Here is a 19,970-nt window from a genome sequence, read left to right on the forward strand (position 1 = left end):
GATACCGATTATCTACTTTTCTTAAACGGTAATTATATAGGGATTGTTTTATAGCAGGATTGTCATTATGACTCTAATTTGTAAGGGGATATAATGAAATGACTCGTAATATTTCAAACATTCAATTATTTATACTGATTTTGGTATTTGAACTTGGTAGTACTACATTATTTGCCTTAGGTATAGGAGCGAAACAAGATGCGTGGATCGTTATCTTATTAGCAGCTATAGTTGGATTGGGGTTAGTATGGATTTATTCTCAATTTCCCAAATATTATCCTAATCAAAACTTTTCTGAGATAATTAATGATGTAGTAGGAAGAAAAGTTGCAGCCCCGCTGTTATTCCTATATGGTTTATATTTTTATAGTCAAGCAAGCCATAATTTTTATGAGTTTGGTTTCTTAATTAATATGACCGCATTGGAAATTACTCCTCTATACGTCATTTTATATTTTTTTATCTTAGTCATGATTTATATACTTAGCTTAGGCTTTGAAGTTTTTGCAAGAACCTGCGAAATCTTTTTGCCTTATTTATTGGGTTTTCTGGTCATCATTTATATTTTAACTTTATTTGCGGGGCTCGCTGATTTTAGTACAATTAGGCCCATTTTAGGTAATGGACTAAAGCCAATTCTAGGAGAATTACATACGGTGATCGCTTTTCCATTTGGTGAAATGGTGGTCTTTTTAATGTTTTGGCATTATATCGAAAATCAAAAATTGATCCTCAAAACAGCTTTTCTGGCTGTTGGTTTATCGGGGTTTCTATTAATGATTTCGTTAGTGTTAATCGTGTCTACTTTAGGGGTTGAATTGGCTTCATATACAGAAGTTCCTTTATTAGAAATGATATTAGCAATCAATATAGCGCAAATTATAACAAACCTTGATAGTATTGCAGTCTTTATTATGTTTATTGGAGGGTTTTATAAAACTGCGATTCACTTTTGGGGCTTTTCACTGGTGATGACTTGGGTGTTTAAGATTGAGAGTCCAAAATGGATTATGATCATTTTTGGCTTACTTCTTCCGTTTTTTTCGATTTATCGATTTCCGGGATTTATTCATCAAAGGTGGATAGGAATGGAGATGGGGATATACACTATTTTAATCTTTTCTTTCATTCCAATTTTACTGATAGCAATTATGTTTATGAAAAAAAGAAAAAAGTCTTCATTGTGAAAGGAGTAGAATCAACATGCCTCCAGTTCAGGTCCTCATAAAAGAGGACTTACTATCTGGTATCCTCCTTATAGGGGGATCACTTTACATTGTAGTCCTCTTAGTTATCATGTTCTATTATGCAGTTACAATCCTGTTTAAACGATAATTTGATTTTAAAATTTTGGTTCCATCGGACCTTGCAAGAGCACAGTACTTGTTATTTCTATATTTACATTAACAGTAACCGCAACTTCTGGAAAACGTTCATCCCAATTGTCCTTGACCTTGTTCCAAACATCAGGATACTCTTTACTTAATGTCTCTCCAAAGCCAAAGATGTCGGCTTGATAATCTTGTTGTGCTTTTTTTAAAACTGCATTAATTTCTTCTTCAATCGTTTTTCTGTTTTCTTCTTCAACTTCCTTCAAAAAATCTAGTTGTTCCTTCCGTTCTTTAAATTGGCCAATCATTTCCTGGTCGGTTAGTCTACCCTCTTCATCTATATCAATCGTAAACGAGATTTGATTTTCTCCATTTACTTCCGGTATAGTCTTTGCACTAACATTTAGGATTTCAACTGTTACAAATTGGCCTTCCTCTTCGCCAAGTGAAAGTGTTATCACTCCTGTATCCGCATTCCCATTTCCAGTCACCCAATGATAGCCCTCTGTTTCCATTTCATTCAAAAAACCTTTTAATTTATCTTTTTGAAAAACAGCTCCCCCTGAAAGTTTTACACGTTGAAAAGGCTCTGTCTTTGTTTTTTCAATACTTAGAACCCCTGCAACAGGGTCTTTGCCTTCGCCTAATACTTCTTTAAAATAAGTAAGCATATTAATCGTAGCAGCATTGTTCTCTACATTATCAATTAAACTATTTAAATAGTTTGCCGGTATTCGTGCAATATTATCTGATTTAATTCCTAATATTTCTTTCCCGTTTATCCCTTTAGAAATACAAAGCCAAACATAGCCTCTTATTTCTTTACCTCTTTGAAAAGGGTCCAACACTGGAACTAGCCCTTCTTTTGCGACCTCTTCACTAATAATAATCACTTTGTTATGGGCTAAGAAGCTTCTTCGATCTGTAGTTTGGTTCGTCTTTCGAACCGCTTCAAATATTGTTTTTCCCGTAGTTGTCACGAGTAAAAAAGGGCGTTCCGGACTTGGCGTTTGCGTACTTTCTGCAGCGGGTCTTAAAAATTGAGCTGTAATTTCATATTCTCCGGTATCGGGATTTTTATCAATTGCTACTGCAGAAACGATTCCAATTTCGGTTAATTCCTGCCGATCCCAGCACCCTGTAACAAATAAAAAGCAGAAGATAACAATGATAATTCGCATCAACTTTGCCCCCTTCCATCGTCCGAATCAGAGGGATTTGGTTTGTTGGTGTGTCCTTGCCTAGTTGACTTTTTCCAGACGACCGACTGGGGCCTAGTGTTTAGCGTCCATAGCGGCATACGTACAAAAGAGTCTTTAAACCCATTCAATATTATTGGAGCTACTGGAGCTAGATAAGGCGTACCAAAAGAACGTAATGAACACATATGTCCAACGATGATAAGACTCCCCATTAAAATACCATAAAAACCCAGGGTAGCCGCCAGGAATAAAAGGAAAAACCTAGATAAAACAACAGCATCATTTAAAGCAGTCACAACAAACCCTGTAATTGCTGTAAGGGCGACAACAATAACCATTGGTGCACTTACCAATCCTGCTTGAACGGCGGCTTCACCAATCACTAATGCTCCTACAATACTAATCGCAGAACCAACGGGCCGTGGCATCCGAACCCCGGCTTCCCTAAGTAACTCGAAAACAATTGACATAAGTAAAGCTTCTATAAAAACTGGAAAAGGGACTTTTTCTTCAGCAGCAGCCATTGTTGTAAGAAGTAGAGATGGTACCATTTCATGATGATAAGTAGCTACTGCAACAAATAAGGCTGGGGTACCAACAGTTAAAAATAAAGATAAAATTCTAAAAAACCTCATAAGTGAAGCTAAATAGGGACGCGAATAATAGTCTTCCGGAACTTGTAACGTTTCAACAAACAAATGTGGTACCGTTAATACGAAAGGGGACCCATCACAAAAGATCGCAACTCTGCCTTCTAATATTTTTGCTGCAACTTTATCAGGCTTTTCACTATTTGCAATGGTTGGAAAAATTGAATAAGGGTGATCTTCAATGTACTGTTCAATATAACCAGATTCTAAGATCGTATCTGTGTCAATTCGTTGAATTCGTTGTTTTACTTCATCTACTATTTTTGGATTCGCAATTCCAGCGATATATCCGATTCGAATGTTTGTTTTTGTTTGCTTACCTATTTTCATACTCTCAAATATTAAGTTGGGATTATTAATTTTTCTGCGAATTAAAGACGTATTTACTTTTAAAACTTCATTAAATCCTTCCCGTGCCCCTCTTACGTTGGATTCAGTATCTGGTTCTTCTACATTTCTTGACTCAAATCCTTGGGTACTTACAAGTAAAGCTGAATCATGGCCATCAATAAAAATAACTGTTTGTCCTGATAAAATACTTTCTATGACATTATTCATCGATGTTTCTTTATTAATACTTGATGTGCTTAAAATTCGCTTTTGAACAATTGCTAAAAAATCCTCTGATCCTATATTGTTAGGAATTGCAAAATTAGGTTCCATTAATGGCTTGATTATATGTAGATTCATATAGTCTTCATTAACTAGACCATCTAAAAAGCAAATAAACACATTGATAGGGGTGCCGAAGTATAATTCGATTTCTCTAAACTTCATATCAGCACTTTTTCCTAAAACGCCTTTTAAGTGATCTGAATTTTTCACTAAATCCTTTTCAATTTTGAACGTATCAAATTGGGGATTTCCTTGAGATTTAGCACATTTATTTGGTTGAATTTTTTTTTTACTTCGGAATTTCTTAATCACAAATATTCCTCTTTCAGCTAAACGTTATTCTCCATATTATCTGTAAAAACAAGAAAATCATACTAGTGAAAATAAACAAAAGTACAGATTAATAATCTGCACTTAATTAAACAGCATTTTTTTAGTTACAGTATAAATCTAAGAAAAAGAGACTAGGTTTTGCTTAATTTACAGGGAGCTCAACTTCAACTTTAGTTCCAACACCTTCACGACTCTGAAAATGGATATTTCCTTTATGTTGTTCAACTATTTTGTGACTGACTGTTAAGCCTAATCCCGTTCCTTTCTCCTTTGAAGAGTAGAAAGGTTCACCCAATCGTTTTAGAAAATGCTCAGGAATTCCTGTCCCTTCATCCTCAACGGTAATAATGATCTTTTCTGGTTTCTTCTTAAGATTTATCCACACTTTTCCTTTATCACTAGAAGCCTCAATCGCATTTTTGACAAGATTAATGAATAATTGCTTTAACATATTTTTTTCACATTTAATGAAAAATTCCTCGTTCACATCAAAATCATAATATAAAATGATGTTGTTCATATTTGCTTGTGTTTGTAATAATGAAACTACATCTTTCAAAATCTCCTTCACATCGAATGTTGAAAAATGTATTTTTTGCGGTTTTGCGAGCATTAAGAGTTCCCCAACAATATGGTCGATTCGTTCGAGCTCATTTAACATCAGGTCATAATATGTTTTGTTATTGTTTTCCTTCTTTTGTAATAATTGTAGAAAACCTTTAATTGATGTTAACGGATTTCTAATTTCATGCCCCACACTCGCGGCTAACTCACCGACAATTGACAGTTTCTCTCTTTTCCTCAGCTGCTCCTCAGCTTGGACTCGATCGGTAATATCACGTCCAATGACTACTAAACCTTTTCTACTCCCGTCTTCATGAAACAGCGGAACTTTAATTGTATCAAAAAACTTGCTTGTACCATTCGGCATAGGAATAACCTCTTCACACCGGGTAATTTTCCCATTTTGCCACGCTATTTCATCTGAATTTTCACAATAGATTAACGCTTCCTTATAGAAGGATGTGTATTCAGCTAGTTCTGAATCCGTTTTCCCACGGTAATCAACATTCTCTAGTTGAAACAATTTCAAACCAAAATCATTGATCTCGAGCCATCTGCCCTCGCCATCCTTAAAATTAACGAAATCAACCATGGAGTTAATAAGTGTTGATAACTTTTGTTCCTGTTCTTTTGTATCATTTAATTCCTCAATTTTTTTGAGGACAAAGTAAAAGAAACAGGTAGTGAGTAGTACGTAAATTACTCCTTTAATTCTTTGAAACGTCATGATCCATTCAATAGAAGCATATTGTTCAACTATATAATCCGTCACTACCATCCAAAAGAAACCTAGAAGGATATATAGAAACAGGATCTTTGTATTTTTCAATTTGTAGTACCCCTTCCTAAGACTAACAATACTAAGATATATCTTTTACCATTTTTACATTTTACATCAAAAATAAGCTTTAGGAATATAATTAATTTTTAAAAAAAGTAACAGCCCTATGAATTTACAAAACTACGAATTAACTGTTACCTTATTACACATATTTTTCCCTTTTGTCGGTCAAATGATAAGTTATAATACGTGTAAGGACTAAAGAATAATAAGTTGAATAGAAAGGGCATGATAAAGATGAAAGAAGTGGCCTTTTATAATGATAATTTTGTAGATATTAACGATAATGTCATTCCAATTCAAGAACGAGGACATCAATTTGGTGATGGGGTTTATGAAGTGATCCGTGTATATTATGGTAAACCATTTCTGCTTAAAGAACATCTTGATCGCTTGGAGCGAAGTGCAAGTGCTATTGAATTAAAACTCCCCTTTCCCAGAACAAAAATAATAGAAATTATTGAGGAGGGCTTGAAACGTTCTAACATTTCAGAAGCAGAGATTTATTTCCAAATTACGAGAGGCATTGCTCCTAGACAACATCATTTTCCAAATATCTCTTCTACTTTTTCAATGACGATTCGCTCTGCTAAAAAAGTAGATGACCAAGAGCGAAAAGAAGGTATTAATGTATTATTACTCGATGATGTCCGCTGGCTCAATTGCTACATTAAATCGTTAAACTTATTACCTAATGTGATGGCGAAACAAAAAGCAATCGCTAATCAGTGCAGGGAGGCGATATTAGTAAGAAATGGTATCGTCACAGAAGGTTCGAGCAGCAATGTATTTGTTTTTAAGAATGGTATTCTCTATACTCACCCTGCAACTAACCGTATTTTGCATGGAATTACTAGAGCAAAAGTAATCCAGCTTGCCAAGCAACAGAATATTAATGTTAAAGAACAGGAATTCGATGTGCAATTTTTACAGAGTGCTAATGAAGTATTTATCACAAGTACCTCGGTGGAACTATTACCAGTAAAGAAAATTAACGATGCACGACTACCTATTGACCGTCCAAAAACAAATAAACTTTATGAAGAGTATAAGAAACTGTATACTTATTAATCTATAACTCCTCTACTAATTATTACTAAAATCAGTAGAGGAGTTTTTAATTTTTCATCTTTTTAAATTTATTCCAATATAATATTTTTTGAATTTACAGATCACTCAATTAATTCACTCTTTTTTGATTATTTACATTAAATACTAGTATTATTAAATGTAAGCAGTTACCATTGACACAATATTAATTATATTAGAAAATTATATTTAAATATATAGATAGGAGGATGTTATGAAACTAACAAAACATATTATTATCGCATTAATTCTAGGTCTCTTTACTGGCTTAGGATTTAACCTATTTGCGCCAAATGCCTTTGGAATTATTGATTATTATATCTTTGATCCCATGGGTACTTTATTCCTTAATTCTATTAAAATGCTTGTGGTACCACTTGTATTATTTTCGATTATTTTAGGAACTGCAGGTATCAGTGATCCTAAAAAACTTGGTCGAATTGGCGGAAAAACAATTAGTTATTATTTAATTACTACGGCAATAGCCCTTGTAATTGGGCTTTCGATTGCCTATGTTATTCAACCAGGTGCAGGAGGTGCATTCGAAACTGAAGCTAGTCAATTTGAAGCAAAAGAAGCACCACCGGTGATGGAAACACTACTCAATATTATTCCTACAAATCCAATTGATTCAATGGCTCAAGGAACCATGTTACAAATAATTACATTTGCTGTTTTAATTGGATTTGCTTTAGCAAGACTAGGTGATAAAACTAAAGGAATTTTAAATTTAGTCGAACAAGGTAACGAAGTGATGATGTACCTTGTAAAAATTGTCATGTATTTAGCGCCATATGGAGCATTTGCCTTAATTGCATCAGCGATTGGTAAACTTGGTTTACCTGCATTACAAGCAATGTTCTTATATATGATTTCTGTCGTTGCTGCGTTAATTATTCATGCACTCATCACTTACGGTTCAGCAGTTGCCTTTTTGGCAAAACAAAACCCAATTGAATTCTTCAAAAAGTTTTCACCGGCGATGATTGTTGCTTTTAGTACGTCAAGTAGTAGTGCAACATTACCTATATCGATGAAAACTGCTCAGGAAAATTTAAAAGTTTCTAAATCTGTAAGTAGTTTTGTCCAACCGTTAGGTGCAACAATTAATATGGACGGCACAGCAATTATGCAAGCGGTTGCAACTGTTTTTATTGCTCAAGTCTATATGATTGACTTGTCATTTGGAGATTTGATTACTGTGATCTTAACCGCTGTATTAGCAAGTATCGGAACGGCAGGAGTTCCTGGTGTAGGCTTAATTATGCTTGCAATGGTACTAACATCTGTTGGTCTTCCTGTGGAAGGAATTACCCTAGTCCTAGCTGTTGACCGTATTTTAGACATGTTACGTACAGCTGTTAATATTACTGGTGATGCTTCATGTGCAGTTGTTATTTCTAGTTCGGAAGATAAAAATAACGGCAATGAAGAGAATCAAACGAAATCAGCTTAAATTGAAGAAAAAGCACTGAGTAAGTAAACTTTACTTACTTAGTGCTTTTCCGTTTATGTTATCTTAAAAAATTCTTGTTGTAATAGTTTTGTAAAGTGATTATCCCCTTGAAACCTAAATACCAAGAGGCTATTAAACGCTTCCTCTATAAATTTTCTGAAAAATGATACGAGAAAAGTCTAGAAGCATAAAACTTACTCAAAGTTTAAATGTTCTAATTTCTATTCGTTTAGCTAATGATCTATCAAACTAACAAAAGGTAGAAGCATTGATATCCATACTTCTACCTTTTCATTATCGTATAAACATGATTATTCCAATTCCTAAAATAGCTAACATTAATAAATGCAACCCATTTGCGCGAAGACCAACCTGTACTCCAGAAATCCCTACAATTCTGCTAACCATCAAATTCAGGCCAGAAAAAGGGCTTAATGAAGCAGAAATCGACCAAGAAAGTAATAAAAGCATCGCTAATGAAAGAGTGCTAATCCCTAAATCCTGAGGGTTCAACTGCATTGCTAAAGCCGCAATAACCGCAATTTGATGTAGTCCAATATACGTAAAAACTAAGACAATTATCATAACTGCTAATGCGAATAATAAAAAGGATTGAGACGCTACAACTACTAGAAACTCACTAACTGTATTAGCCAAACTCGTCCCTTGAATCGCATGAGCAAATAAACCTGCACTCGTAAATAGGGTAATTTCATTATTCAGCATCGGAACAGATTGATCACGATATACTTTAAAATGTGGGTACAGCGCTTTCCAGCTGTTCGTTACCGTTCCCCAAACTAACGGTAATAGGATGGAAATTAATGAAACAATGACAATCATTGACCATTTTGTTATATACTCAATCGTTAATGACATCGACAACAGTGAGATGACAAATACTCCAAGTAAAACTAGCCGATTTCGATCCTTTTTCTCTATTGGCATTTCCGGCCTTATATTCTGACCCAGAGGATGCCTTTTTTCCCAAAGGACAAATAGAAAATTACCAATTAATAAAGAAAGAAAGGATAAGCCAATTCCATATAAAATATAATTACCAACTGGCATGTCTAAATAATAAAGAACTAACGAGACTGAAGCAAAATAGGGTGACCACATCACTGCAGTTGAAAAACCAATTAAATAACTTTTCGCCGACATAAATGAAGGGAGTTTTAAGTCAGCTAGAAATTCATTAATAATTCGAACGGAGCCCAAACTTAAGATCGGGCTTAAGACAAATAATGATGTTGTAATTCCAGCAAATAACCTTTTTGGATGATGTAATAAGTTTCGTAATAACGATTCAACAGCTTCAAAGTATCCTCCCTGTTTCAACGGGAGTGAAAGCAGTGGTGCTAACGTGACAAGACAAAGCAAAGGAAGGATAAGCATAATCCCTTCAGCAATCCCTGCTAGCCCTGGTCCTTTGTAAAATTCCAATATAATTCCTGTTCCTAGCATGATGATTCCAACAATTCGCGGGAACGGGTTTGCATTTGTTGCACTAGCTACAAATGCTATTAATGCCAAAACAACAACAAGATATTCCAACCAAATCAGTTGCAAAAAATATTGAACTAAAAACACAATACACATTAATAAAATGAGATAACTTCGCATCGTGATTCTCATCTCCAAATTTTAACTCTCAACCAAAAAGGGAAAAGGCACCATTTGATACGGTACCTTAAATCATTATGAAAAGTTTATGGCTATTATGTGATTGGGGCTGGATTGAATAGGCTTAAATCATTGTGTAATCCCCAATGTTCTGACCATGTCTGCTTTTTCCCACTTGCAACATCTAAGATAAAATGGAAAAGCTCCCAGCCTACATCTTCAATCGTTGCCTCACCAGTTGCAATTCGTCCAGCATTGATGTCAATTAAGTCATTCCACTGTTCTGCCAAAGAATTCCGAGTGGAAACCTTAACGACCGGTGCCATCGCTAAACCATAAGGGGTTCCTCGCCCTGTTGTAAACACTTGAAGATGCATTCCTGAAGCGAATTGTAATGTTCCACAAACGAAATCACTTGCAGGAGTAGCTGCAAAAATTAACCCCTTTTGTTTCACCTTTTCACCTGGGGATAATACACCAAAGATTGGGCTCGTTCCAGATTTAGCAATTGAACCGAGTGACTTCTCGACGACGTTAGCTAATCCGCCTTTTTTATTGCCAGGTGATGGATTGGCACTTCGGTCAGCATCACCTTTTTGTAAGTAATTATCATACCACTTCATTTCATCAATTAGCGCTTGACCAACTTCTTTATTAACTGCACGTGGTGTTAATAAATGAACAGCATCACGAACCTCAGTCACCTCTGAAAATAATACTGTTGCTCCAGCACGGACAAGTAAATCAGCAGCGTAGCCTACAGCAGGATTCGCTGTAACACCTGAGAAAGCATCGCTCCCACCGCATTGCAGTCCGATCACTAAATCGGATGCTGGGCATGTTACCCTCTCCCTCTGATTTAACTTCTTCAATCGTTCTTCTGCCATTGCCATAATCGATTGAACCATTACTGTAAACCCTTGCTGATCTTGTAAAGATAGAATATCTTCTGAGCTTCCATCAGGGGCAATTCTTTCTGGCAATAATTTTTCACAGCCTAATCCGATGACCATCACTTCTCCACCAAAATTAGGATGTGTTGCCATACTTTGAATCGTCCGAATCGGAACTTTTGCCTCAGGTGCATTAATCGCCACACCACAACCATACGTATGATTAATCGCTACAACATCATGTACATTTGGATACTTCGGTAAAAGTTCCTGCTTAATTTTATTAACTGTATAATCGAGAACACCTACAACGCATTGAACACTTGTTGTAATTCCGAGTATATTCTTTATACCTACACTGCCATCAGCATTTCGATAGCCTTCAAAGGTATAGCCTTCAAGAGGTTGCTGCTCATTAGGAACTTTATTTGCAATTGGTAACTCATCCAATTCAGGAGGTGTCGGCAGCTCTACTAAATTTTCAGTTATCCAACTACCCTTTTTTATTGGGGTAGCCGCATAACCAATGATTTCGCCATAACGCACGACTGATTGACCTTGATCCAAATCAGTCAGTGCTACTTTGTGCCCTTGTGGAACTTTTTCTTGCAATACTAGTCCACAAGAAAAAGCTGTACCTTCTTCTAATCCTCCTGAATTTACAATAATGGCAACATTATCTTGCTCATTCACTTTGATGTAGAGAGGAATTTCCTTTTCTGTTTCATTCAGTGACATAGTTAAACTCCTTTCCATAATAGCATAACTCTAATCAACCTAGAGGAGAGCCATTGATCAATTTTGATACCTCGACTTTATCTAACAAGACATGGACGTTTATTATCAAATTTCCATCCAGGAATATAATATTGCATCGCAATCGAATCATCACGAGCACCTAGTCCTTCTTTTTTATAAAGCTGATGTGCTTTTTCAATTTGATCCATGTCCAGTTCAATTCCTAATCCTGATTTTTGAGGAACATCAACCATACCATTGACAATTTGGAAAGGTTCTTTCGTTAGATTTTGACCATCCTGCCAAATCCAGTGCGTATCAATCGCCGTAATTTTACCCGGTGCAGCTGCTGCTACGTGAGTAAACATCGCTAATGAAATATCAAAATGGTTGTTTGAGTGTGATCCCCATGTTAATCCCCATTCATGACACATTTGAGCTACTCGCACTGAGCCTTGCATTGTCCAGAAATGAGGATCAGCCAATGGAATATCAACAGATTGTAATTGGATCGAGTGACCCATTTGTCTCCAATCAGTCGCAATCATATTTGTCGCTGTCGGTAATCCAGTTGCTCTACGGAATTCTGCCATTACTTCTCTAGCAGAATAACCATTTTCAGCACCACATGGATCTTCCGCATAAGCTAGAACATCATGCTTGTCACGACACAATCTAATTGCTTCTTCTAAAGACCATGCTCCATTTGGATCTAGGGTGACTCTTGCTTCAGGGAATCTCTTAGCAATCGCTGTCACTGCTTCGATTTCTTCTTCTCCTCGTAATACTCCGCCTTTTAACTTAAAGTCGTTAAAGCCATAGCGCTCATGTGCTGCTTCTGCTAAACGAACAACCGCTTCAGGAGTTAATGCTTCCTCATGACGCAAACGGAACCAGTCATTCTTGGCATTTGAATCACTTAAATAAGCTAAATCGGTTTTGTTGCGGTCACCAATATAGAATAAATATCCAAGCATTTCGACCGCATCTCGTTGTTGACCTTCTCCAAGCAAAGCCGCAACCGGTACATTTAGAAATTTTCCGACAAGGTCCAGTAACGCTGCTTCTAAAGCTGTAACTGCATGGATTGTGATACGAAGATCAAAGGTTTGCAAACCACGCCCGCCTGCATCTCGATCAGCAAACTGCTTTCTTACAGAATTGAGAATGTTGTTATATGTCCCGATTGATTGTCCGACAACCAACGACTTGGCATCCTCTAATGTTTTACGAATGCCTTCTCCGCCTGGAACTTCACCAACACCTGTGTTACCTGCGTTGTCTTTTAAAATAACAATATTTCGTGTAAAGAAAGGACCGTGTGCACCACTTAAATTAAATAACATACTGTCATGACCAGCAACCGGGATCACTTGCATTTCTGTTATCACTGGTGTATTCGATTTGCGCTCTGCTGCTAATGTTTCATTTGTCATTTGTGGATTCAATGTATTCACCTCTGTCATTATATTCAGAAATAATAATAGAAACTAGGAAAGTTATCCCCCAGTTATAATGAGGGATAACTTAATTCATCTTATTTTACAAATACTGTCTTAATTGAAGTGAAGAATTCTTTTGCAGCTTCCCCTTGTTCACGGGAACCTGAGCTAGAAAGCTTCATTCCTCCGAATGGTGCTTGAAGTTCAACTCCCGCACTTTCGGCATTGATACGAACTAATCCAGCATCCATATCTTTAATGAAAGAAAGCATATTTGACACGTTTGTTGTAAAGATCGATGCACTTAAGCCAAATTTCGAGTCGTTGGCAACATCAAGTGCTTCTTCAACTGTGTCAACTTTAATTAAAGCAAGTACTGGACCAAAGATCTCTTCTTGTGCAATGATCATGTCGTTTGTAACATTATCAAATACAGCTGGCTGTACATAGAAACCATTTTCAAGGCCTTCTTCTTCATGTTTCTTTCCACCATATAGAAGTGTTGCCCCTTCTTCTTGTCCTTTTTCAACGTAAGAAAGTACTGTATTTAGTTGACTTTCACTTGCGCAAGGCCCCATCCATGTGCCTTCCTGTAAGCCATCACCAACTTTAATTTCTTTTACTTTAGCAACTAGCTTCTCTTTGAACTCTTCATAGACACCACTTTGAACAATGACACGGCTTGTCGCTGTACATTTCTGACCTGTTGAACGTAGACCACCACTAATTGTTGCTTCAACTGCTAGATCAAGATCAGCATCATCAGTTACGATTACAGGGTTCTTACCCCCCATCTCAAGTTGATATTTTGCACCACGAGCTAATGCACCTTGACCTACTGTTTTCCCAACTTGGTCTGATCCAGTAAATGTAATACCATTAATATCTTCGTGATCAATTAATCCTTGACCAATTACCGATCCAGAACCAGTTACCATGTTAATTACACCAGCAGGTAAGCCTGCTTCAGCAAAACACTCAATGACTTTCGCCGCCGTTACTGATGTTTCACCAGCTGGCTTCAATACAACAGTGTTTCCGTATATAAGAGCAGGAGCTATTTTCCAAATTGGAATCGCCACTGGGAAGTTCCAAGGTGTGATCACACCAACAACCCCTAATGGAGTGCGCGTAGTAAACATTAGCGCATCGCTGTCAGTTGATGGAATGACATCCCCAACCTTTCTCATCCCTTCCCCAGCATAATAACGTAGAATTGCTACACCTCGAGCTGTTTCTCCTTTTGCTTCTGGAAGAGTTTTTCCCATTTCTCGTGTCATCGTTTCTGCAACTGCATCAAGCTTGCTTTCTAAAATGTTAGCAACTTTATAAAGGAAATCTCCTCTTGCTGCACCTGATAATTTTCTCCAAGCTACCTGTGCTATTTTTGCTGCTGCAACAGCTTGATCTAAATCTTCCTTCGTAGACTTTTGAACATAACCTACGATCTCATTTTTATTGGCAGGACTGATGCTTTCAGTTACTTCTTCATTCGAACTAGCAACCCACTCACCATTAATGTAGTTTAAATATTGTTTTACTTCTGTTTTTGTCGTCATTATAATCCTCCTGACCTAAATATCATAATCTTAGACACAATTAGCCTTAAAGTCTAGTAAACGTTTTCAGATGTTGTAAAGCTTTCTATTATGAATTACTAACTTCTTTATTTTCTGCTGGGTATTTTTCTAATGCTGATTTCACAATGTTTTCCAGCTTTGCATAGTCTTCCTCAGATACTGGAACTACTGGTGGACGAACTGTATTCTCTACTGGTAATCCTACGATTTTCATTCCAGCTTTTATTAATGAAACAGCATATCCTTTTTTCGACTTACGAATTTCATTGATTGGTAAAAGAACTTCAGTGTAAATCTCTTTCACAAGTTGATCATTTCCTTCTAACAATGCATTGTAGTACATTCTTGAGATGTGTGGTACATAGTTAGACATTGCTGAAGAATATGAATTATAACCGATTCCTGCATAAGCTGGCATTGTAATTTCTGCAAATGGCATTCCATTTAACCATTCAAGTCGATCACCAATTGTTTGTGTCATCGCAAGATTCAGTTCCATATCTCCATGTCCATCTTTTAATCCAACGATTTGTGGTAATTCATCAACTAAACGTTGTAATGTTTTTAATTGAAGAATGGCATTATCTCTTTGGTAAAGGATGGCATTTAAATGACTGCTCTCAACAATCGTTTTGTAATAGTTATATAATCCTTCTTGCTCACCTTCGATTAAGTAAGGAGGTAAAATTAAGTAACCTTCTGCACCTAATTCTTCAGATAGTTTCACTAATTCCAATGCATCTGTAATGTTTCCTCCAACACCTGTATAAACTGGAACCTTGCCTTTAGCAACGGAAATTGCTACTTCTATCATCGTTCGGTATTCTTTTCTGTTAATTGCATGGAACTCTCCAGATCCACAAGCGATAAAAATTGAAGTAAGACCTTCACTAATTAAAAACTCAATATTCGTTGCTAATGCTTTTTCATCAATCGTTCCACTCTCATCATAAGGAGCTGTTGGGAAACCTAAAATTCCTGTAGGTGATTTTCTTTCGATTGTCATTATCATCAATCCCTTTCTTTTCAAAAGTTTGCTTTTATTATTTTTTATTTTATTTGTTTATTTGTCTTACAATTAAATCTTATAACTGAATTGTAAGACAAATAAACAATGATGTCAACTCAAAAAATTAAGATAATTTTAAATTGTCAAGTACACTACTTTTTGCTCTATTTCATAATATATGGATGCTCAAGTAATGAGCATCCATATAGCTTCTTATTAATTATTGGTTTAATTCGATGTAATACTCTTCTGCTTCTTTCATGTAGTTAAGTGATTCTTCTGCATTCATATACGTAGGAGAAACAAGGAATTTTGCTGCTTCTTCTACATACTCAGGATTGTTAACTACAGTTTCAACTGCATTAGAGAATACTTCAACAATCTCATCTGGTGTATCTGGATTAAATCCAAGGAAGAAGAACTTCTCAAAACTACTATTTACGCCTTGCTCTAAGAACGTTGGTACATCTGGCATAAGATCTACTCTTTCTTTCGCCATAATTCCTAATGTTCTCATGTCACCAGATTCAACATAATCTTTAACTAATCCTAAAGATGTTGGAACGATATCAATATGTCCCCCAAGTAGAGCAGCAATTTTGTCAGATGCTCCACCAACGTCAACGATATTAAGTTCAATCCCTTGGTCTTTTTCAAGTGCTAATAATTGTAAGTGTGTGAATCCACCAACTTCAGTAGCGATAGAAACTTCACCTGGGTTTGCACGAGCATATTCAACCATGTCTTGTAAATCTTCGAACTGAGAGTCACCACTTACCATAAAAGTGTTTCCTTCATCTAACACAGCAATCCCCGCTAATTTAAATGTGTCATAGCTAAAATCAACTAACCCCATAATACGGTTTAATAGTAATGAGTTATGGAAGAATAAAGCTGTATATCCATCTGCTTCAGAATCTAACACTTCTCTGGCACCAACGGTACCGCCTGCACCAGTTACGTTTGAAATAACAACGGGTTGTCCAAGTTCTGCTTCTAGATACTTACCTAGTAATCTTGCATTTGCATCAGTGTCTCCACCCGCTCCAGCTGGAACAATAAGAGTGATAGGCTCTTTAGGGTAATCCGCGGAACCTTCTGAACTTGCGCCATTTTCCTCAGCACTTCCATTGTTTGCCTCTTCGTTGCTTGGTTCACTCGATCCTTGCTCACTTGAACAGCCGACAATAACTGCTGCTAAGAACAGCATAGCTACAAGTAAAAGTAATGGTTTTAACGTCTTTTTCATAATTAACCCTCCTAGTTTTTTTATATATTCTAATAGGAAACTTCCTATTAAAATGGCTCATGAATTTACGCACCTATTGTGTTAGAATCAGCCTTTTTCTTTTTCTTATAATTGTCTCGAATCTTTAAGATAATTGATAAGACAGCAAGGCTTAAGAAAACTGCTGCAATTGGTTGTGTTAAAAATGGGAGAAACTCTCCTTTTGTGTACATCAAACCTCGTCGTAAATTTGTTTCCAAAAGTGGTCCAAGAATAAATCCTAAAATAATTGGTGCAACTGGAAACTTAAACTTTAATAGCATATAGCCAAGGATACCAAAGAATAATAATGCTCCTGCATCAAACATACGGTTGTTAACGCCGATCGCCCCAACGACACACAATACGATAATAATCGGCAACAGGATATACTGAGGAATACTTAGTACTCTTGTAAACACTCTCATTCCCCAATAAAGGAATGCAATCATGGCAATGTTTGCAATAATTAATGCTGCAAAAATCCCGTAAACAACATCTCCATTATTTTGGAAAAGTAATGGCCCTGGAGTTAGTCCGTGAATAACTAATCCTCCAAGAAGTAACGCTGTAACTGTGTCACCAGGAATTCCAAGTGAGATTAAAGGGACAAGTGCACCACCAACTGCGGCATTGTTCGCAGATTCTGAAGCAACAACCCCATCTGGGTTACCCTTTCCAAACGACTCAGGGTTCTTTGATCGGTTTTTTGCTGTTACATAAGCAATGATGTTGGCTGTTCCTCCACCAATACCTGGAAGAATTCCAATTCCAGTTCCGATAAAACTAGATCTTAGGCCATTCCACCCTTGCTTAAAAAAGTCTTTGACCGAAAACCCAAACCCTTTCATTGCGTAATTGATCGATTTTCCTTTTTTTATCTTTGATTCTGAAATTCTAATAATCTCAGATACTGCAAACAAACCAATTAATACTGGTAACAGTTGAAATCCGGCATCAAGAGCATTCATCCCAAATGTGAATCTTGGAAAAGCATCGATTGGAGCAGAACCAACCATTGCTAGTGAAATACCAATGATTCCACTTATTAACCCCTTGACTAATGATCCCCCTGCTAAGCTTGAAATCATTGTTAGCGCAAATACAGTTATTGCAAAGTATTCGAATGGTCCAAATTTAAGAGCCACTTTTGCTAATGGCGGAGCCAATAACATTAAAATGATAATACTAAGCAGACCTCCCAAAAATGAGAACAAAATCGCATAACCAAATGCTGCGCCAGGTTGTCCATTTTTGGCCATCGGATACCCGTCAAATGTTGTAGCTATTGAAGAAGGTGTTCCTGGAAGGTTTAACAAGATAGCAGGAATTAAACCTCCTGATACACCACCAATATATAATCCCATTAATAATGACATCGCATCGATTGGTGCCATTCCAAATGTCATCGGAAGACAGATCGCAATCGCCATTGTAGCTGTTAACCCTGGGACTGACCCAAACACAAGTCCTAAGGCTACCCCTATTAGTATGAAACCCATCGTTTTGAAGTTTAGTACTGCTCCAAAACCGTCAAGAAACAATTCAAACAAAAGAACACCCCCCTATCCTAAAATCCCAGCTGGTAATCTTAAATAGAATACTGACTTAAATAAAAAGTAAATTGCCGCTGAAGAGATAATCGAGATCACTATAAATAGAGTAATTCTCCTGTAAGCCTTATCAGCTAGGACAATCATTTGAAGAAATAAATAAACTGTTGTCATGATCAGAAAACCGATTGTCGGTAATAAATAGACATACCCAATCATTAAGCCTATCGTTGCAACAACTGACCATATATTAATCTTTTGATTTGCACCTTCATCTTCTGTTTCCGATTCTTCCTCTTCGATGACTTTGCTATGATCTGGAGTTTTCAGCTTTTTAATAGCTCCAATAAGCATAATAGTACTCAGAATAAAAAGTGAAATCGCTATCAACCGAGGCATGAAATCTGCCCCTATATTCGATACAGTGAGGGCTTGTATATTATAAGTAGCCATATACATAATAACTGCGACACCAATTAAGAAAACGCTTGCATAAACATCTTGAAATTTTTTTATCATTGTGACCTCCTATCTCTTTTAGATCATTTCATCTAAAAGCTTGTCACAATCAGCTTTATAAACTAGCTAAGATTATACTATCTACCTTATAAAGCTGACTGTTAAAGCATGATTTTTCATTATTATCCTTCGAATTCTACTAAAGCTGCCAGTAATGCTTTTATATATCCGATTGAGTAGGCAAACCCAACACTTCCATAGCTCCAACCAATATTAGAATGTGCCCAGTTTTTATTTAAATCAGGGTTATCGCCTTCCATCATTGGAACATGATCAGGATTTAAACAACCATTGTAACCAACCTTGCGAAGCTCAAGCAATATTTTAAACATGTTCATATCACCGTCATCTAACAATGCTTCTTCAAACGCCCCAGCTGTTGGCAACGTACCTCTGACATTACGGAAATGAACGAGGAAAATTCGATCTTTTCTGCCATAATGGTTAATTTCATTCAGTACTAACGGGCTTCCTCCCTCTTCAGCACGTGTCCCAACACAATAGATGTACCCGACATTTTTACTTGGGAACTCATCCATAATTCGACGGTATCCCAATCCTCCAAATGGAGTATCATGGTTTGGAGAATCAGATGGATGCATACCAAGTTTCACATCATAATCTTCACAAACAGGTACAAGTTGTGCGTACGCATCTCGAAAACGGCTCCACCATTTTTCATGCTCTTCCAATGTAGGTGTTTCATACGGTTCTTTTTGAAAGCCTAAACTTTCTCCGCGAGCGATTGCTCCGCCTCTTTGTCTCGCTTGATAGCTTTTTGTCATGTAATTAAATGTGTCCCCGGCAAAGCGTTGTCTAACAATTTTAATACCCGCTTCACCAAAAACTTTTACAGCATTAACGGAGTTTTCTAACTCCTTTTCACTGCCTTCTTCATTGTTCATAAACGCTTGAGAGAGGTCCGGTAATGTTACGCGATTAATATCTAAACCAAATGAACGTACTCTACGCTTCATTTTTAACAATTCATCTAGATCAGGAAAACCTTGTTCTTTTACCCCTGGAAAAGATGATCCCGTACCAAAATCAACACAGTCTACACCTAACTGACACATTTGTTTAAGATCGCCATCAGTTAAATCAAATTTCGTTGTTGTTACTGAAACTTTCATCATGATTTTTTCCCTCCAGCTCATTGTTTCATCATAAAAATTGTATAAACCAATTTTTAACGTAATCGAATACGCTTACATTAAAAAAATAAAAATCCTTTCTCACAATACTTTCCAAATATAAAATAA

General features: G+C 36.5%; 15 protein-coding genes. 3 read left to right on the top strand and 12 right to left on the bottom strand.

Features of this window, described 5'->3' with window-relative positions; all coding sequences use genetic code 11:
- Positions 1-98: 98 nt before the first annotated feature.
- Complete coding sequence (locus ACJ2A9_RS07330; RefSeq protein WP_441420960.1) at positions 99-1,187, top strand: GerAB/ArcD/ProY family transporter; 1,089 nt, start codon at positions 99-101, stop codon at positions 1,185-1,187.
- A gap of 155 nt (positions 1,188-1,342) precedes the next feature.
- Here the strand turns inward: ACJ2A9_RS07330 and ACJ2A9_RS07335 are convergent, their stop codons facing one another.
- From ACJ2A9_RS07335 to ACJ2A9_RS07345, 3 genes are all read right to left on the bottom strand, one after another.
- Positions 1,343-2,512: a Ger(x)C family spore germination protein gene (locus ACJ2A9_RS07335; protein ID WP_441420961.1), complete on the bottom strand. Its 1,170-nt coding sequence runs from the start codon at positions 2,510-2,512 to the stop codon at positions 1,343-1,345.
- Positions 2,512-4,110: a spore germination protein gene (locus ACJ2A9_RS07340; protein ID WP_441420962.1), complete on the bottom strand. Its 1,599-nt coding sequence runs from the start codon at positions 4,108-4,110 to the stop codon at positions 2,512-2,514. The genes ACJ2A9_RS07335 and ACJ2A9_RS07340 overlap by 1 nt, the downstream gene beginning before the upstream one ends.
- A 163-nt stretch (positions 4,111-4,273) precedes the next feature.
- Complete coding sequence (locus ACJ2A9_RS07345; RefSeq protein ID WP_441420963.1) at positions 4,274-5,524, bottom strand: ATP-binding protein; 1,251 nt, start codon at positions 5,522-5,524, stop codon at positions 4,274-4,276.
- Between the two features lie 249 nt (positions 5,525-5,773).
- Between ACJ2A9_RS07345 and dat the strand changes: the two genes are divergently transcribed.
- Together dat and ACJ2A9_RS07355 are read left to right on the top strand one after the other, a co-directional pair.
- Positions 5,774-6,607, top strand: coding sequence for a D-amino-acid transaminase (gene dat / locus ACJ2A9_RS07350; protein ID WP_441420964.1), 834 nt, complete (start codon positions 5,774-5,776; stop codon positions 6,605-6,607).
- A gap of 232 nt (positions 6,608-6,839) precedes the next feature.
- Positions 6,840-8,081 carry a dicarboxylate/amino acid:cation symporter gene (locus ACJ2A9_RS07355; RefSeq protein WP_441420965.1) on the top strand — a complete coding sequence of 414 codons (1,242 nt, stop codon included), beginning with the start codon at positions 6,840-6,842 and terminating at the stop codon, positions 8,079-8,081.
- Between the two features lie 294 nt (positions 8,082-8,375).
- Here the strand turns inward: ACJ2A9_RS07355 and ACJ2A9_RS07360 are convergent, their stop codons facing one another.
- The 9 genes from ACJ2A9_RS07360 to ACJ2A9_RS07400 form a co-directional block, all read right to left on the bottom strand.
- Positions 8,376-9,707 carry a hypothetical protein gene (locus ACJ2A9_RS07360; RefSeq protein ID WP_441420966.1) on the bottom strand — a complete coding sequence of 444 codons (1,332 nt, stop codon included), beginning with the start codon at positions 9,705-9,707 and terminating at the stop codon, positions 8,376-8,378.
- Positions 9,708-9,802: 95 nt separating this feature from the next.
- Entirely contained in the window at positions 9,803-11,338 is a 1,536-nt protein-coding gene (gene garD / locus ACJ2A9_RS07365) for a galactarate dehydratase (protein WP_441420967.1), read from the bottom strand.
- Positions 11,339-11,415: 77 nt separating this feature from the next.
- Positions 11,416-12,774: a glucarate dehydratase gene (gudD, locus tag ACJ2A9_RS07370; protein ID WP_441421045.1), complete on the bottom strand. Its 1,359-nt coding sequence runs from the start codon at positions 12,772-12,774 to the stop codon at positions 11,416-11,418.
- A 101-nt stretch (positions 12,775-12,875) separates the two neighbouring features.
- Positions 12,876-14,339, bottom strand: coding sequence for an alpha-ketoglutaric semialdehyde dehydrogenase GucD (gene gucD / locus ACJ2A9_RS07375; RefSeq protein ID WP_441420968.1), 1,464 nt, complete (start codon positions 14,337-14,339; stop codon positions 12,876-12,878).
- 88 nt (positions 14,340-14,427) lie between these two features.
- Positions 14,428-15,366, bottom strand: coding sequence for a 5-dehydro-4-deoxyglucarate dehydratase (gene kdgD, locus ACJ2A9_RS07380; RefSeq protein WP_441420969.1), 939 nt, complete (start codon positions 15,364-15,366; stop codon positions 14,428-14,430).
- 223 nt (positions 15,367-15,589) lie between these two features.
- Positions 15,590-16,618: a tripartite tricarboxylate transporter substrate binding protein gene (locus tag ACJ2A9_RS07385; protein WP_441420970.1), complete on the bottom strand. Its 1,029-nt coding sequence runs from the start codon at positions 16,616-16,618 to the stop codon at positions 15,590-15,592.
- A gap of 65 nt (positions 16,619-16,683) precedes the next feature.
- Complete coding sequence (locus tag ACJ2A9_RS07390; protein WP_441421046.1) at positions 16,684-18,138, bottom strand: tripartite tricarboxylate transporter permease; 1,455 nt, start codon at positions 18,136-18,138, stop codon at positions 16,684-16,686.
- Between the two features lie 63 nt (positions 18,139-18,201).
- Positions 18,202-18,708, bottom strand: a complete 507-nt coding sequence (locus ACJ2A9_RS07395; protein WP_441420971.1) for a tripartite tricarboxylate transporter TctB family protein — start codon at positions 18,706-18,708, stop codon at positions 18,202-18,204.
- 122 nt (positions 18,709-18,830) lie between these two features.
- Positions 18,831-19,844: a mannonate dehydratase gene (locus tag ACJ2A9_RS07400; RefSeq protein ID WP_441420972.1), complete on the bottom strand. Its 1,014-nt coding sequence runs from the start codon at positions 19,842-19,844 to the stop codon at positions 18,831-18,833.
- Positions 19,845-19,970 lie beyond the last annotated feature (126 nt).

The organism is Anaerobacillus sp. MEB173, from assembly GCF_052119505.1.
Lineage (GTDB): Bacteria > Bacillota > Bacilli > Bacillales > JBJMAU01 > JBJMAU01.